The following is a 15,839-nucleotide window of genomic DNA, read 5'->3' as shown; positions in this document are numbered from 1 at the left end:
TATTAATTACTAGCCACGTATCCTCTCATGATACCTCGCTTTGAGTTTTTTATAAATTCTATTATTTCATCTCTTTCATTAGTCGCGCTCATTTCAGCTTCAATAATTTGTACTGCTTGAGAAACGTTATAGTTTTTCTGATAAAGAATGCGGTAAATATCTTGAATTTCTCTGATTTTCTCTAATTCAAAGCCTCTTCTTCTTAATCCTACAGAATTAATACCAACATAACTTAATGGTTCGCGTCCTGCTTTTACAAAAGGAGGAACATCTTTTCTTACTAAAGATCCACCTGTAACAAATGCATGACTACCTATCTGACAGAACTGTTGCACGGCTGCCATTCCAGCAAGAACGACGTGGTCACCTACTGTAATATGTCCAGCTAGTGTACTGTTATTTGAGAATATACAATTATCACCTACAATACAGTCATGTGCGATATGGCAGTAAGCCATGATCCAACAGTTTTTACCTATCACCGTTTTCATGCGGTCAGAGGTTCCTCTATTGATCGTAACACATTCTCTAATTGTCGTATTATCACCTATAACAGTGGTAGTATCCTCATCTTCAAATTTCTTATCTTGAGGAATCGCGCTTATGACAGCACCTGGAAATATACTAACGTTTTTACCGATGCGAGCACCTTCCATAATGGTAACGTTAGATCCTATCCATGTCCCTTCACCGATTATAACGTCATTATGAATAGTTGTAAATGGTTCTATAACTACATTCTTGGCAATTTTTGCACCTGGATGTACGTATGCTAATGGTTGATTCATTATTTTACTTTTGAGATTTGTGCCATTAACTCAGCCTCGGCACATAGTACACCGTTTGCATAAGCATAAGCTTGCATGTGACATATACCTCTTCTAATAGGTGTTATTAAATCACATTTAAATATAAGCGTGTCTCCTGGAGAAACTTTACGCTTGAATTTCACATTATCCATTTTCATGAAGAATGTTAAATAGTTTTCTGGATCTGGAACGGTACTTAACACTAAAATACCACCTGTTTGAGCCATGGCTTCAACGATTAACACTCCAGGCATAACTGGTGCTCCTGGGAAATGGCCATTAAAGAATTGCTCATTCATCGTTACGTTTTTACAACCGATAACGTGACTATCTGATAATTCAAAAATCTTATCTATTAATAAAAATGGTGGTCTATGCGGTAATACCTCCATAATTTTAACCACATCCATTAGTGGTTCTTGATTTAAATCAATTTTTGGAACATTATTACGTGCTTCTAGCTTGATAAGCTTAGATAATTTTTTTGCAAATTGTGTATTTACATAGTGACCAGGCTTGTTAGCTATCACTTTACCTCTTATTCTGGTTCCTACAAGGGCAAGGTCACCTATTACGTCTAAAAGTTTATGGCGTGCAGCTTCATTAGGATAATGTAAGGTTAAATTATCTAAAATCCCATTAGGCTTTACAGACACATTATCTTTATTAAAGGCTTTTTTAAGATTCTCCATCGTTTTAGATGAAAGTTCTTTATCTACATAGACGATGGCATTATTTAAATCTCCTCCTTTTATTAAACCATGCTCTAGCAACATCTCAATCTCGTGCAAGAAACTAAACGTTCTAGAATCTGAGATTTCTGATTTAAAGTCAGATAATTTTTCTAGGGTAGCATTTTGGGTACCTAAAACTTTAGTGCCAAAATCTACCATCGTAGTCACCTGATAAGAGTCTGAAGGCATCAATATGATCTCACTACCCGTTTCTTCATCACGATAAGAGATAACATCTTTAACAACATATTCTTTGCGATTTTCATCTAATGAATCTATACCTGCTTTTTCTAATGCCTCAATAAAGAATTTTGATGACCCATCCATGATAGGCGGTTCACTGTTATCGATCTCAATAAGACAGTTATCTATTTCTAAACCTACCAGCGCTGCAAGGACATGCTCACAAGTATTAATATGAACTCCATTTTTATCTAATGTTGTTCCTCGCTTTGTATCTGTAACAAAATTTGCATCTGCTTCAATCACAGGCTGACCTTCTAAATCAACTCGCTGAAATTTATAGCCGTGATTTGCTGGTGCTGGTTTAAAAACTAAAGTTACATCATTCCCTGTGTGCAATCCTACACCTGTTAAGGAAACATCTTTAGAGATCGTCGTTTGTTTAAAATCTGTAGTAGTCATCTATGAATTCTTTTTCTCAAGATCAGCAATCCTGCCGTCTAGCTTTTTTAAATTTTTAAAATATACATAAGAACGGTTCCAATCGCCATAATCAAATGCTGGTGAACCTTGTATAACACTATTATCTTTTATATTTCTGCCTACACCACTTTGCGCTTGTATCCCAACATTATCACCTATCGTTAAATGTCCTGAAATACCTACCTGACCACCTATACGACAGCTCTTACCTACCTTTGTAGAACCAGCAACACCGGTTTGGGCCGCTATAACCGTATTTTCTCCAATCTCTACATTATGTCCTATCTGTATTTGATTATCTAACTTAGCTCCTTTTTTAATGACAGTGGCTCCTAGAGTAGCTCTATCAATTGTAGTAAGCGCTCCTATATCAACATTATCTTCTATAATGACAATACCTGTTTGAGGTATTTTATTATAAGTACCGTCTGCGTTAGGTGAGAAACCAAAACCATCAGCTCCTACAACAGCGCCTGCATGTATGGTAACGTTATTACCTATTATAGTATCAGACATAATTTTTGCACCTGCGTGGATGATACAGTTATCTCCTATAGTTACATTATCTGATATGTGTACTTGTGAAAAGATCTTTACATTTTCACCTAGTTTGACATTTTGAGAAACGTAGGCAAACGCCGCTAGATATAATCCATCACCATGGATAACTGATTCATGCAAGAAACTAGGTTGCTCAACACCACTTTTGTTGAATTTGATTAATTGATAATACTCAAGTAATTTAGTGAACGCGCTATATGAATCTTCTACCTTTATTAATGTTGTAGATAGGTCCTGATCTGGAACAAAGTCTTCATTTACAATAACCGCACTAGCGTTTGTTGTATATATATAAGGTGTATACTTAGCATTAGATAAAAAACTGATACTACCAGCCTCGCCTTCTTCTATTTTAGATAGCTTAGAAACTTGCATTTCAGAGTCACCTACAATAGTTCCTTCTAGTATATCTGCAATCTGTTGTACGGTAAATTTCATTATCGCAAAAATAGTAATTTTAGTTAATCCTGAATCTTAGGATAGCAATAGTAATATTTTGTCACTTGTTTTGTGAGTGCTTTAAAACTTGCTTCCTCCCCAGCCTTTATGAGCTCTACTAACTTCCCGTTTTTGAAAAGAATTTTGATGGGTTTCGCTTTCGCGTAAGCGAGATTATGAACAGCACCTGAGAAAACAAAATAACGTGCCTCATGGTCAGAAAGGTCATAAACGGTCTTCAAAGTTTTAATTTTCTTATCCAGTTTTGAGTCTTTCACTGGCTGCTTTGTAAACTTAATTTTAAGTAATTGCCTGTTAAGAATCATTTGACATAATTCTTTAAGGACAAAATCTTTATGTTGTGCACCAAATTTTAAAGTGGTAATCAAGTCTGTATCATCTAATCTAGAGAATCTATTCAAGGTTTCTAGATCAAAATCTTTTAAAGAAACCTCGTTTTGCAGAAAGAAATTAAGATCTACTGGGATTTCCATTTTTTCTCCTGACTGAATCAATTCTTTTATACGCACAAAAACTGATTGTAATAAATGCTCAGCTCCTATGCCTGTTTTGTGAAGATAAACCTGCCAGTACATCAGTCTACGACTGCTTAAAAAATGTTCTACAGAGTATATACCCTTTTGCTCAACGACTAGTTCATCCTCTTTTACATTAAGCATAGCGATTAAACGCTGACTATTTATATTACCTTCAGCAACACCTGTGTAAAAGCTATCTCGTTTTAAATAATCAAGCCTGTCCATATCTAGCTGGCTAGAAATAAGCTGCATCATAAATGGACGATGGTATTCTCCTTTAAATATTTTAATGGCAAGCGTTAAACTGCCGTTAAACTCTTTATTAAGAGCCTCCATAAAAAGGATAGAAATATCTTCGTGACTGACGTTATTTACAAAGCTATGTTCCATAGCATGTGAGAATGGACCATGCCCTATGTCATGTAATAAAATGGCTTTATAGAGTGCATCTTCTTCTTTATTAGATATTTTAACACCTTTAGAACGAAGCACTTGCACTGCTTTTTGCATTAAATGCAAGCAACCTAATGCGTGATGGAATCGAGTGTGATGAGCACCTGGATAGACCAGATAACTCAATCCCATTTGAGTAATGCGACGCAACCTTTGAAAGAAAGGATGTTCTATAATTGTAAATAAGTCCTCATTAGGAATGGTAATAAAACCATAAATGGGATCGTTTAATATTTTAAGTTTGTTCTGTTGATTCAAAAGGAACAGCGATTTAATTACAAAGATACTGATATGACAGACATAAAAATCCTTTGGGTAGATGATGAAGTGGATTTATTAAAACCACACATTATATTTTTAGAGAATAAAGGGTACAGTATCGATACTCGAGTAAGTGGTACAGAAGCACTAGAAGCCATTGAAGAGGTAAACTATGATATTGTATTATTAGATGAAAACATGCCTGGCCTTACCGGTCTTGAAACTCTTCATGAAATTAAAGAAAAACAGGCACAATTACCTGTGATTATGATCACTAAGAGTGAAGAAGAGTATATCATGGAAGAAGCTATAGGTTCTAAAATAGCTGATTATTTAATTAAACCGGTGAATCCTAACCAAATATTACTTTCTTTAAAGAAGAATTTAGACCACTCTAGATTGGTATCTAATAAAACAACCTCTGACTACCAGAGAGAATTTAGAAAAATCTCTATGGATCTTTCTATGATTAATTCTTATGAAGAATGGGTGCAGCTATATCAAAAGTTAATTTATTGGGAATTAGAACTAGAGGACATAGATGATACTGGGATGTTAGAAATTCTTACGACGCAAAAAAATGAAGCTAATAATCAATTTTGCAAGTTTATAGATCGTCATTATCCAGAATGGTTTGAAGATAATGATGAAGCGCCTGTCATGTCTCATAGTTTATTTAAGAAAAGAATTGCTCCACATTTAAAGAAAGATAAACCTGTCCTGCTAGTAGTAGTAGATAATTTAAGATATGACCAGTTTAAGGTATTTGAAACCATTATAAATGGTCATTACAAAAAAGAGACTGAAGAAACATACTGTTCTATACTACCTACAGCAACACAGTATGCTAGAAACGCACTATTCTCTGGACTGATGCCTGAGGATATGGCAAAAAGACATCCAGACCTATGGTTAAATGATACCGAAGAAGGTGGAAAAAACATGTATGAAGATGAATTCTTAACTGCACAATTAAAAAGATTAGGTTTAGGACTTTCACACCAGTATCACAAAATAACTAGTGAGCAACAAGGTAGAAAATTAGCTGAGAATTTTAAATCTCAAAAAGATAATGATTTAACGGTAGTGGTCTATAATTTTGTAGATATGCTTTCTCATGCTAAAACTGAAATGAAAGTAATCAAAGACCTGGCGAGTAATGATAAATCATATAGATCCTTAACATTAAGCTGGTTTAAGAACTCTCCATTATTAGAGATTATTCAAAGAGCACAAGATTTAGGTTTTAAATTAATTCTTACTACAGATCACGGAACAATAAATGTCACTAACCCTAGTAAAGTTATAGGTGATAGAGACACTAGCCTTAATTTAAGATATAAAACGGGTCGTAGCTTGAGTTATGAAGATAAAGATGTTCTAGCAGCAAAAGATCCTAGTACTATTAAACTTCCTAAAATAAATATGAGTAGTAGTTACATATTTGCAAAAGGAGATTTGTTTTTTGCTTATCCTAACAACTACAACCACTACGTTAGTTATTATAGAAACACCTATCAACATGGTGGCGTTTCTTTAGAAGAGATGTTAATACCATTTGCTGTTTTTAATCCTAGATAGATGAATATCACGTATCATATAGACGATATAGACCAGGTAGCAAGACAAATTCTAGCTCATACCACAAATAAGGCAATATTGTTCAATGCACCTATGGGAGCAGGCAAAACAACCCTTATAAACGCAATGTGTAAACAATTGGGAATAAATGAGGTAACCTCTTCTCCTACTTTTTCTATAGTGAACGAGTATAAAACCGATAAAATTACCGTTTATCACTTTGATTTATACCGATTAGAGCACACTGAAGAGTTATTGAACATAGGTGTCGAAGATTATATCGATTCTGATGCATACCTTTTTGTAGAATGGCCAGATCTCTTAGAACCTTATTTAGAGAGCTTTACGATAATAAATATAGAAATTCTAAGTCCTAATCAAAGAAAAGTCGTACTATCATAATTGACAAATCCATTAATTTTTAACACTGGTTAACAATATATATTTCTATTTTAACATAACCGACGTTTTGCCCGATTATCGATTTAGTTAATCTTTTTCTTTATTTTTTTATTGGTTTACAGTAATAAACACTATACATTAGTATCACTTATTTACTTAAACCAAATTTATTATGAACAACAAGTCCCTCAAAGCAATGGCTTTGTTAGCGATATTCAGTGTATCGATAGCAGGAGCTGCAGTACAATTTGCGCCACAAGCGCCAACATCGAAGAAAATTGAGAAAAAAACACTAGCTAAGAAATTAGCAGTTGCAAAAGCAAACGGACTATTAGGTTAATCCATTGTTTTTATTATCTTTAAAAATCTTCGTGAAAACGAAGATTTTTTTTGTTACATACTAGATTAAATAAATAAATGCCAAATAATAGTTCAAGTTCACTGATATACGGTACCGTAGTTGCTGTCATCCTAGCTGTTATACCTTATTTATTTTATAGTTATGAGGCTGTTCCTGAAAGCCTATGGGAACTAGAAGCTTTGAAATCTGTTAATGAAAGTTTTGGTGGAGATCCTTATGTAACTACTTGGTTAATAATGATAAAACTACTTCCAGCTCTTTTATTCTTTTTATGGTTTTTAACATGTAAACATTGGTGGTATCATGTTATCATCATACCGTTCTCCATGTACTTTTTTCAACTGGTATCAGTTTTTCTACCTGATGTTGAATACATAGATCATAATGAAATATACTTTATTATTCCAGTAGTTATCGGGTCGCTTTCTGCTAGCTATCTCGCTCGTATTAAAGTATTTGATAAAATTCACGGAATAGACATCTCTGAAATTGAGGATGGCATTAAAAAACCTAGTGATCGATTCTTCAGTTAAATTGACTAATTTTAGGGAATATAATTGTTCTTATGAGTCAACACCTATCTCCATTTACTAAAGATCAACTCTTACCACAAGAGGAACGCCTAGAGATACAACGATCTAAGCAAGAACTACTTATAGGAATCCCTAAAGAAACACAACATCAAGAAAAACGTATTGTTCTTACACCAGATGCAGTAGCAGCGCTCACGGCTCATGGTCATCGCATTTTAATGGAAAAAGGTGCAGGAAATGGATCTAATTTTACAGACTCACAATATAATGAAGCTGGCGCAGAACTTACTTCTGATAGGAATAAAGTCTTTTCTTGCCCTACCATATTAAAAGTCGCTCCACCTTCCTTAGAAGAAATTGAACTCATAAAACCACAAAGCGTTTTAATATCTGCTCTACAGATTAAAACTAGGAACAAAACCTATTTTGAAAAATTAGCTGCTAAAAAAGTTACCGCACTAGCTTTTGAATTTATTCAAGATGACAGTGGTAATTATCCTGCGGTAAGTGCTTTAAGTGAAATATCTGGAATAGCTTCCATACTTATCGCTAGTGAATTATTAAGTAGTGGTGCAAACCGTACAGGACAGCTTTTTGGTAATATTACTGGTGTTCCACCTGTAGACGTGGTCATTATGGGTGCTGGTGTTGTAGGAGAGTTTGCGGCACGCACCGCATTGGGACTAGGTGCAAATGTTAAAGTATTTGATAACTCTATTACTAAGTTGCGTAACCTTCAAGATAAAGTAAGTCAACAGCTATACACCTCTACCCTACAACCTAAATATCTACTAAAGGCTTTGAGAAGATGTGATGTCGTGGTAGGTGCTTTATCTGGTAGCAATAGAGCTCCTGTAGTCGTGACTAAGACTATGGTAGAAAACATGAAGCAAGGATCTGTGATCATGGATATAAGTATAGACATGGGTGGTTGTTTTGAAACTAGTGAAGTCACTACACACGATAAACCTACATTTGAAAAATATGGTGTCACACACTATTGTGTACCTAATATACCTTCACGATACTCAAAAACCGCATCTATTTCATTAAGTAATATTTTCACACCTTACTTGCTTAATATCGCCGAAGATGGTGGGATTGAACATGCTATAAGAATGGATAAAGGCCTTAAATGTGGTATCTATATGTACCACGGCATCAACACAAACAAATCTGTAGGATCATGGTATAACTTACCGTATAGCGACGTAAATTTGCTCATCTTTTAAAGAGTTGCAATGAAGTTTATACAACGTTTAAGTTTTTACCTAGGTGGCGTTTCCATAGGTTTAATATTCTTAGTTTTTTTCCTTACCGGAAAAAGAACACAATGTACCTGGTTTCCAGAATCTAGAGTCCTTGCAGATATAGGGAAAAAATCTATAAGGCTATCACCAGAACTAAGAGAAAACCTTGTACAAAAGGATATCGATACTTTAAGTATACAACTGATACTTAAGTATGGTGATGTCAATTTTTCAAAATCAGATACAGATGCTAGTCCGTGTAAATTTTACCATATTTCAGGTCGAGAAGAACTTTCTAACACCACACTTTGGGTAAAGAATTGTGAGCGATATGCCACCGTTGAAAAAATTATCTACAACGATAATGATTAAAGACCACGTCTTTTCATTTCTTGCTTAATTAATATCAACTCTCTACCGGTTTGTCCAGCGACTGATGTGTTCTCTTGCGCTCTACGTATTAAATATGGCATCACATCTTGTATAGGACCGAAAGGTAATATTTTGAACGTATTATAATTCATTTGCGCAAGGTTAAAAGTCAGATTATCACTCATACCATACAGTTGTCCAAACCATACGTCATGATCCTGTGGCGCAACACCTTTCTTTGCAAGAATCTCTAAAGCCTGCATGGTACTAGATTCATTGTGCGTTCCTATACACAACTTAATAACGTCTAGATGATCAAGGATAAAAAACATAGCACTGTTAAACATCTCATCTGTCGCCATTTTATTAGCACAGATGGGTGATTCATATCCCATTTCTTGAGCACGTGCTCGCTCTTTTTCCATATAAGCACCTCGCACTATTTTAACACCTACTATAAAGTTGTTTTCTTTGGCATCTTCATACAGTGACTTTATATAATCTAAGCGATCATGTCTATAGCATTGTAGCGTGTTGTAAATAATAGCTTTTTCTTTGTTGAACTGTAACATCATGTCACGTATCAACTCATCTGCAGCATCTTGCATCCAGCTTTCTTCACCATCAAAAAGTAAAGCGATATCATTATCATATGCCGTTTGCGATAGTAATAATACTCGATCTTTAATACGTTGCCACTCTGCCTGCTCTGCAGTAGTGAGTTCTTTTTTCTCAGTGACCTTTTGCCAGATGTAAAATCTACCTATACCAGTAGGTTTCACTACTTCAAATGGTAAGGCATCAGATTTTGCAGCATGTTTAATAAGTTTCAATTTCTTATCAACGACAGCATTAAAATCGGCCTCATCTTCCTTTCCTTCAACACTATAATCTAAGATACTACTCACACCTTTAACAAACATTTTTTCTACCACTGGTTCACATTCTTCTTCAGTAGTACCACCACAAAAATGTTCAAATACCGTATGTTTAATAAGGCCTTTTACGGGCAGCTTCCACTGTAGCGATTTCATCATCACAGCAGAACCAAAGTTGACTAACGATGGATAACCCATCATCTTAAATAGAAAATGAGCTTTGCGCAGCTCGCGATTACTTTTTAATGAAAAAGCAATCTCTGTGTTGTTAAAAGGATTTTCCATATTCATGTGACAAATATAGTAGCAAAGGAGTTAAATAATAGCTACATAGATTGTACTTTTAACGCTTTCGCGAAAGCATACAAAACATGAACCCTATTACTATAAAAGACTTCACCATTTACTTTGAAAACCAAGGATTTGAGGCAATCAATCAATGGATCAGAGAAAACCAACCATCTACTATTTTTATTCTTGTTGACGATAAGACGATGGAAAACTGCTATCCTTACTTAATGCCTAAGATTGAAACGACGGCAATTATTGAGGTGATAGAAATCGATCATGGCGAGGAATTCAAAAATATTGACACCTGTGCTGGTGTATGGAGTGCACTAGTTGAGCTAGGTTGCGACCGCAACAGCTTAATGATTAATCTAGGTGGCGGCGTGATTACTGACCTAGGAGGTTTTATAGCGTCCACTATTAAAAGAGGTATCCCATTTATACACATCCCTACTAGTTTATTGGGTATGGTAGATGCTTCCATAGGTGGTAAAAATGGTGTAGACTTAGGCCATCTTAAAAATCAAATAGGTGTGATCAATCCACCTATCATGACCATTATTGATCCTGCATTTTTAAATACATTACCACAGCAACATTTAGTTAATGGTAGTATTGAAATGTTTAAACACGGTTTAATCAGTGATCGCGTGTACTGGAAAGACATGCTCAATGTAACTGATTATTTAAATGAGACCTTTAATTCCCTAATCTATCAAAGCGCTATCATTAAAAGTGATATTGTTGCCATGGATCCATTTGAAAAAGGACCACGTAAAGCCCTTAACTATGGTCATACCGCAGGACACGCAATAGAATCGTTTTTAATGGAACATGAGGAACGAGAAGCTGTTCTACACGGTGAGGCTATTGCTGCTGGGATAGTGGTTGAATCTTTTTTAAGTGTTCAATATGCTAGCTTATCGATGGATGCTTATCAAGAAATTAAAGACTGGTATACTTCTTTAAATTTTTCATTCTCATTTACTGATCAAGAAGTACAGGAGATGATTGAACTTATGAAATATGATAAAAAGAATACTAATGGCGAGATTAAATTTGTACTGCTAGAAAGTATAGGGTCCTTTGTCACTAATCAAGTTGTTGCAACTGAGGATATTTTACAAGCATTTAATGAATTAAAAAAATAATTAATAGTTTACCTAAAGAGATTGGGTGATTTAAGATTTTTATATACTTTAGTTTCTCTCTAAATGTTATTATGAAAAATGTAATTGTAGACTATAAGAAACTAACACCAGATGTATTATCGCTTCTTGTAGAACGATATCCAGACGGTTATGGCGATGATGATATCATATCATTTAAAAACCATAAAAACGAATTAATTGAAGCTGTAGAGGTTAAAACTGAGGATACAAAGTACCTGGTTAAGATATCTAAGCGATTATCCATGCAAATGGAAGCATTTGATGAAGATGATTATGATGATAAGGATATGAATGATCCAGATGTATTACCAGACATGGATCTAGAACAACCTAAAGATGAAGAGTCTGATGAAACTAAAGAAGATTAGACCTTTTAACTAATAAAAAAGCCTCTTATGAAAAGAGGCTTTTTTATTATAATTATGATTAAGGGCTATCTTATAAACTTAATCGTTTCTACCTGATTATCTAAAGTAACCCTTGCGATATACAATCCACTCGATAAGTTGGTCACATCAACTTCATAATCAATCGCATTTGCTGTTGTTGTAGATAATAGCTGTCCATTTAAATTTAAAACTTCTATAGTCGCGCCTTCTAACTTATAATGCGATAAAACTAAGTTGTGATTACTATTTTGAAAGTACTGTACACTTTCTAGTGTTTGATCTTCATTAGATAATAACGATACCGGTTTGATGCGTAAGTTATCAAAATAAGTATCTGTAGTTGCAAAAAACGTCAAACCAAATATCAAACACGATGGTAAGTTAGTCGCATTTGCAGGTGTTGCTACTAGTATCGTTCCTGCATCGCTGGGCGGTATGTTAGTCTGTGCAGATATGGCATTATTATTACTATCACCTACTATAAAGGTATGTGTTGAACCACTATTATTAAAATAGTCGACACTTACAAAATCAAAATTCTCTGCAGATCCTGCTTTAATTAACGATATCGTCCAATTTTGTTCTGGTCTAGAGCCACCAGTACCTCTTAAAGATAGGTCTCCTGTTCCATCATCAAATAATGCTGCCGTACTATTAGAACCATGTACCGCTGTTAAACGGTACCCTATACCATTAACAGTTACGTCTTGTGTTACCGTATTCCCATTAATGGTCGCGTTATCAAAATCAAACTCGATATATTGAGCTTGGGCTGTTATTGTATAAAAGGCTAAAATTAAAAAAGAGTATAAGTGTTTCATAATGTGCTGGTTTATACTCAAATTTAAAGAACAGATTTGATTTACAAACCTTTATCACATAAAAAAACCACGTTGATAAACTTCAACGTGGTTTTATATATTTAATCGAGAATTTATTCTCTAGATCAGTATTAAGCGATTACCGCTTGTACTTTATCTGCAGCTTCCTGGAATTCAACAGCACTTTGTACATCAAGACCAGAGTTGTCGATCAATTCTTTTGCGATTTCTGCATTAGTACCTTGTAGTCTTACAATGATAGGCACATTGATAGCGTCACCCATGTTTTTGTATGCATCTACAATACCTTGTGCCACACGGTCACATCTTACAATACCACCAAAGATATTTACAAGAATAGCCTCTACCTTATCATCTTTAAGAATAATACGGAAAGCTTCTTCAACACGCTTTGCATCTGCAGTACCACCTACATCTAGGAAGTTTGCAGGTTCTCCACCAGCTTGTTTGATAAGGTCCATTGTTGCCATAGCAAGTCCTGCACCGTTTACCATACAACCTACATTACCATCTAGATCTACATAGTTTAATCCTACCGCTTTTGCTTCAACCTCAGTTGGGTTTTCCTCACGTGTATCTCTCATTGCTGCAAGATCTTTGTGACGGAATAATGCGTTTTCATCTAGTGTGATTTTACAATCTACTGCGATAATACGGTTATCACTCGCTTTTAATACTGGATTGATTTCAAATAAAGCAGAATCTGATCCTACATATGCATTGTATAAAGCAGCAACAAACTTTGTCATTTCTTTAAATGCCTTACCGCTTAAACCTAAGTTAAACGCAATACGTCTTGCTTGAAAACCTTGTAAACCATGTGATGCGTCTATCGTCTCTGTAAAGATTAAATGCGGCGTCTCCTCGGCAACAGTCTCGATATCCATTCCACCTTCTGTAGAATACATGATCATGTTTTTTCCTTGTGCACGGTCTAGAAGTACAGACATGTAGAATTCTTCTACCTCTACTTCACCTGGCTCATATACATCTTCAGCCACTAGAACTTGGTGAACACGTTTTCCCTCAGCACTAGTCTGTGGTGTTACTAGGTCCATACCTATGATCTGTCCAGCTATTTCTTCAACTTGTTCAAGATTTTTGGCAAGTTTTACTCCACCACCTTTACCACGTCCACCGGCGTGTACTTGGGCTTTTATAACGTGCCATCCAGTACCAGTTTCTTCAGTTAATTCTTTTGCAGCCGCTACAGCTTCTGCAGCAGTAGTTGCTACTTTACCTCGCTGTATAGTTACACCATAACTAGCTAATATTTCTTTTCCTTGATATTCGTGAAGATTCATAAATGTTCTTTAAGGTTCAATTTTAAGTACAGCAAAAATAAGAAAGTGAACCTTGAATTTGAAATAAAAATATATTTTTTAAGAACAGGTTATGAGTAAGCCAAAAAATTAGACTTTAAGTGATGAAATTATAGTTCCCACTTATACAGAATCAGAATTGATTTTATGAACATCATTCTATAACAACCGTTGTGTTTAAAAGCCATAGCCAGATAATTAACGCTGCACCACAGGCATGCCTTATCTATGATACATAAAGGTAATTTATATCCCTATTTCTATAATTGGAAGCTATCCATAAACCGATGGCGCCATCATTATACCAGCTCATAAGAAAGATTTATCATTTTATTAATAATTATTAGTCCTAACCTAGTAATTTTGTAGGCTTAATTTTTTAAGCATGCAATCACAAGATTTATTGAACATTGCACAGGAACACGGTAGTCCTGTCTATGTGTACGACGCGCATCGTATCGTGTCGCAGTATGAACGTTTGACCTCGGCTTTCGCGCAAGCGAAATCACTGAGAATACATTATGCCGTTAAAGCATTATCAAACTTATCTATCTTGAAGCTGTTTAAACAGTTAGGCGCTGGACTCGATACCGTGAGTCTACAAGAAGTACAGTTGGGTCTAGCTGCTGGTGTAGAGCCACACAAGATCATTTACACGCCTAATGGTGTGTCGCTAGAAGAGATTGAACAAGTCGCTGCCATGGGCGTGCAAATCAATATTGATAATTTATCGATCCTTGAACAATTTGGCTCTAAGCATCCTACCATACCGGTATGTGTACGTATCAATCCACACGTTATGGCTGGTGGTAATGCAAACATATCTGTAGGACACATAGATTCAAAATTTGGGATCTCTATTCACCAGATACCGCATTTACTGCGCATTGTAGAAAATACTAAAATGACCGTTAACGGTGTGCACATGCATACTGGTAGTGACATTCTAGACATAGGCGTGTTTTTATATGCGACAGAAATATTGTTTGAGACCGCAGCAAAGTTTAAGGACCTGGAGTTTATCGATTTTGGTAGTGGATTTAAAGTACCTTATAAAGAAGGCGACGTCGCAACAGATATTGAAGATCTAGGTGAGCAATTAAGCGAGCGTTTCAATAAATTTTGTAAAGATTATGGACGCGATATCACACTAGCCTTTGAACCTGGAAAGTTTCTAGTAAGCGAGGCAGGATATTTTCTTGCCAAAGTGAATGTCGTAAAACAAACCACGTCTACCGTTTTTGCAGGTATCGATAGTGGATTTAATCACCTGATACGTCCTATGTTATATGGATCGTACCACGGTATTAAAAATATCTCTAACGAGAATGGCCGCAATCGTTTTTACAGCGTGGTAGGTTACATCTGTGAGACCGACACCTTTGCACAAAACCGCCAGATCAGCGAGATCACAGAAGGTGACATTCTCGCATTTGCAAACGCTGGTGCCTACTGCTACTCTATGACTAGTAACTATAACTCTAGATACCGTCCGGCAGAGGTGCTGTGGTACAACGGCGAGGCGCATTTAATAAGAGAACGCGAGACCATGGAGGATATTTTAAAACATCAAGTACCTGTAGAGCTAGCACTAGAAGAACTGGTTTAAAATCGGGAATACTGCCATAGCAGTTACATCATAAAGAAGTCCAACCGCAAGGTTGGGCTTTTTTTATGCGATGAAATTGAGCTATAGAAACTCAATCTATGCACACACAGCAGCATCTCATTATACTATCCTTTTTTTAATACCGCTTGCGCGAAAGTGTAACAAGCATCATCCTATTGCACTAATAAACTTATGACTTTATACCAAAACGAATGGTCTAACTTAAAGATGCTGATAAAGCCGACATGAAACGTTTAAAACGAAAAGGTTTGCATATACTACCTTTTTTGAGTTATGATCGATACTGCTAAAAGGTTTGCTTTAAGTCACATACAGTAACGTAATGTTGTAAGATTTTGCTTAGGTTTGTATTTACTAA

16 protein-coding genes are annotated in these 15,839 nt (G+C 35.5%); 9 read left to right on the top strand and 7 right to left on the bottom strand.

Annotated elements, in window-relative coordinates:
• Window positions 1-2: 2 nt before the first annotated feature.
• Genes lpxA through BST92_RS11890 form a run of 4 tightly spaced genes read right to left on the bottom strand, consistent with a single transcriptional unit; the run spans window position 3 to window position 4,458 of the window.
• Window positions 3-788, bottom strand: a complete 786-nt coding sequence (gene lpxA, locus BST92_RS11905) for an acyl-ACP--UDP-N-acetylglucosamine O-acyltransferase (RefSeq protein WP_006794936.1) — start codon at window positions 786-788, stop codon at window positions 3-5.
• Window positions 788-2,188, bottom strand: a complete 1,401-nt coding sequence (locus BST92_RS11900) for a bifunctional UDP-3-O-[3-hydroxymyristoyl] N-acetylglucosamine deacetylase/3-hydroxyacyl-ACP dehydratase (RefSeq protein ID WP_105071654.1) — start codon at window positions 2,186-2,188, stop codon at window positions 788-790. The genes lpxA and BST92_RS11900 overlap by 1 nt, the downstream gene beginning before the upstream one ends.
• Entirely contained in the window at window positions 2,189-3,208 is a 1,020-nt protein-coding gene (lpxD, locus tag BST92_RS11895; RefSeq protein WP_105071653.1) for a UDP-3-O-(3-hydroxymyristoyl)glucosamine N-acyltransferase, read from the bottom strand.
• Window positions 3,209-3,231: 23 nt separating this feature from the next.
• Window positions 3,232-4,458 (bottom strand): HD domain-containing protein, encoded by a 1,227-nt coding sequence (locus BST92_RS11890; RefSeq protein WP_105071652.1) that lies wholly within the window; start codon window positions 4,456-4,458, stop codon window positions 3,232-3,234.
• Between the two features lie 33 nt (window positions 4,459-4,491).
• On the opposite strand from BST92_RS11890, the gene porX reads away from it, so the two are divergent.
• The 6 genes from porX (at window position 4,492) to BST92_RS11865 (ending at window position 8,960) form a co-directional block, all read left to right on the top strand.
• Window positions 4,492-6,042, top strand: coding sequence for a T9SS response regulator signal transducer PorX (gene porX / locus BST92_RS11885; RefSeq protein ID WP_105072268.1), 1,551 nt, complete (start codon window positions 4,492-4,494; stop codon window positions 6,040-6,042).
• Complete coding sequence (tsaE, locus tag BST92_RS11880) at window positions 6,043-6,444, top strand: tRNA (adenosine(37)-N6)-threonylcarbamoyltransferase complex ATPase subunit type 1 TsaE (protein WP_105071651.1); 402 nt, start codon at window positions 6,043-6,045, stop codon at window positions 6,442-6,444. It abuts the gene before it with no gap.
• A gap of 172 nt (window positions 6,445-6,616) precedes the next feature.
• Window positions 6,617-6,784: a hypothetical protein gene (locus BST92_RS15060; protein ID WP_160165375.1), complete on the top strand. Its 168-nt coding sequence runs from the start codon at window positions 6,617-6,619 to the stop codon at window positions 6,782-6,784.
• A 77-nt stretch (window positions 6,785-6,861) separates the two neighbouring features.
• A complete protein-coding gene (locus tag BST92_RS11875) occupies window positions 6,862-7,338 on the top strand; it encodes a hypothetical protein (protein ID WP_105071650.1) in 477 nt (158 codons plus the stop codon).
• Window positions 7,339-7,370: 32 nt separating this feature from the next.
• A complete protein-coding gene (locus BST92_RS11870) occupies window positions 7,371-8,570 on the top strand; it encodes an alanine dehydrogenase (protein WP_105071649.1) in 1,200 nt (399 codons plus the stop codon).
• A gap of 9 nt (window positions 8,571-8,579) precedes the next feature.
• Window positions 8,580-8,960 carry a hypothetical protein gene (locus tag BST92_RS11865; protein ID WP_105071648.1) on the top strand — a complete coding sequence of 127 codons (381 nt, stop codon included), beginning with the start codon at window positions 8,580-8,582 and terminating at the stop codon, window positions 8,958-8,960.
• Here the strand turns inward: BST92_RS11865 and BST92_RS11860 are convergent.
• Window positions 8,957-10,123, bottom strand: coding sequence for a proline dehydrogenase family protein (locus BST92_RS11860; protein ID WP_105071647.1), 1,167 nt, complete (start codon window positions 10,121-10,123; stop codon window positions 8,957-8,959). The genes BST92_RS11865 and BST92_RS11860 overlap by 4 nt on opposite strands.
• A gap of 86 nt (window positions 10,124-10,209) precedes the next feature.
• Here BST92_RS11860 and aroB point away from each other — a divergent pair, with 86 nt between their 5' ends.
• Window positions 10,210-11,277 carry a 3-dehydroquinate synthase gene (aroB, locus tag BST92_RS11855; protein ID WP_105071646.1) on the top strand — a complete coding sequence of 356 codons (1,068 nt, stop codon included), beginning with the start codon at window positions 10,210-10,212 and terminating at the stop codon, window positions 11,275-11,277.
• 71 nt (window positions 11,278-11,348) lie between these two features.
• Window positions 11,349-11,666, top strand: coding sequence for a hypothetical protein (locus BST92_RS11850; RefSeq protein ID WP_105071645.1), 318 nt, complete (start codon window positions 11,349-11,351; stop codon window positions 11,664-11,666).
• A gap of 65 nt (window positions 11,667-11,731) precedes the next feature.
• Here BST92_RS11850 and BST92_RS11845 read toward each other — a convergent pair whose 3' ends face one another.
• Both BST92_RS11845 and sucC read right to left on the bottom strand, forming a co-directional pair.
• Window positions 11,732-12,508 carry a T9SS type A sorting domain-containing protein gene (locus BST92_RS11845; protein WP_105071644.1) on the bottom strand — a complete coding sequence of 259 codons (777 nt, stop codon included), beginning with the start codon at window positions 12,506-12,508 and terminating at the stop codon, window positions 11,732-11,734.
• 131 nt (window positions 12,509-12,639) lie between these two features.
• Window positions 12,640-13,833 carry an ADP-forming succinate--CoA ligase subunit beta gene (gene sucC, locus BST92_RS11840; RefSeq protein ID WP_105071643.1) on the bottom strand — a complete coding sequence of 398 codons (1,194 nt, stop codon included), beginning with the start codon at window positions 13,831-13,833 and terminating at the stop codon, window positions 12,640-12,642.
• Window positions 13,834-14,236: 403 nt separating this feature from the next.
• Between sucC and lysA the strand changes: the two genes are divergently transcribed.
• Window positions 14,237-15,460: a diaminopimelate decarboxylase gene (gene lysA / locus BST92_RS11835; protein WP_105071642.1), complete on the top strand. Its 1,224-nt coding sequence runs from the start codon at window positions 14,237-14,239 to the stop codon at window positions 15,458-15,460.
• The last annotated feature ends 379 nt before the right edge of the window (window positions 15,461-15,839 follow it).

This window comes from Nonlabens arenilitoris, assembly GCF_002954765.1.
GTDB lineage: Bacteria > Bacteroidota > Bacteroidia > Flavobacteriales > Flavobacteriaceae > Nonlabens > Nonlabens arenilitoris.
Note: the sequence above shows the minus strand (reverse complement) of the source record. Positions and strands in the feature narration are given on the sequence as shown.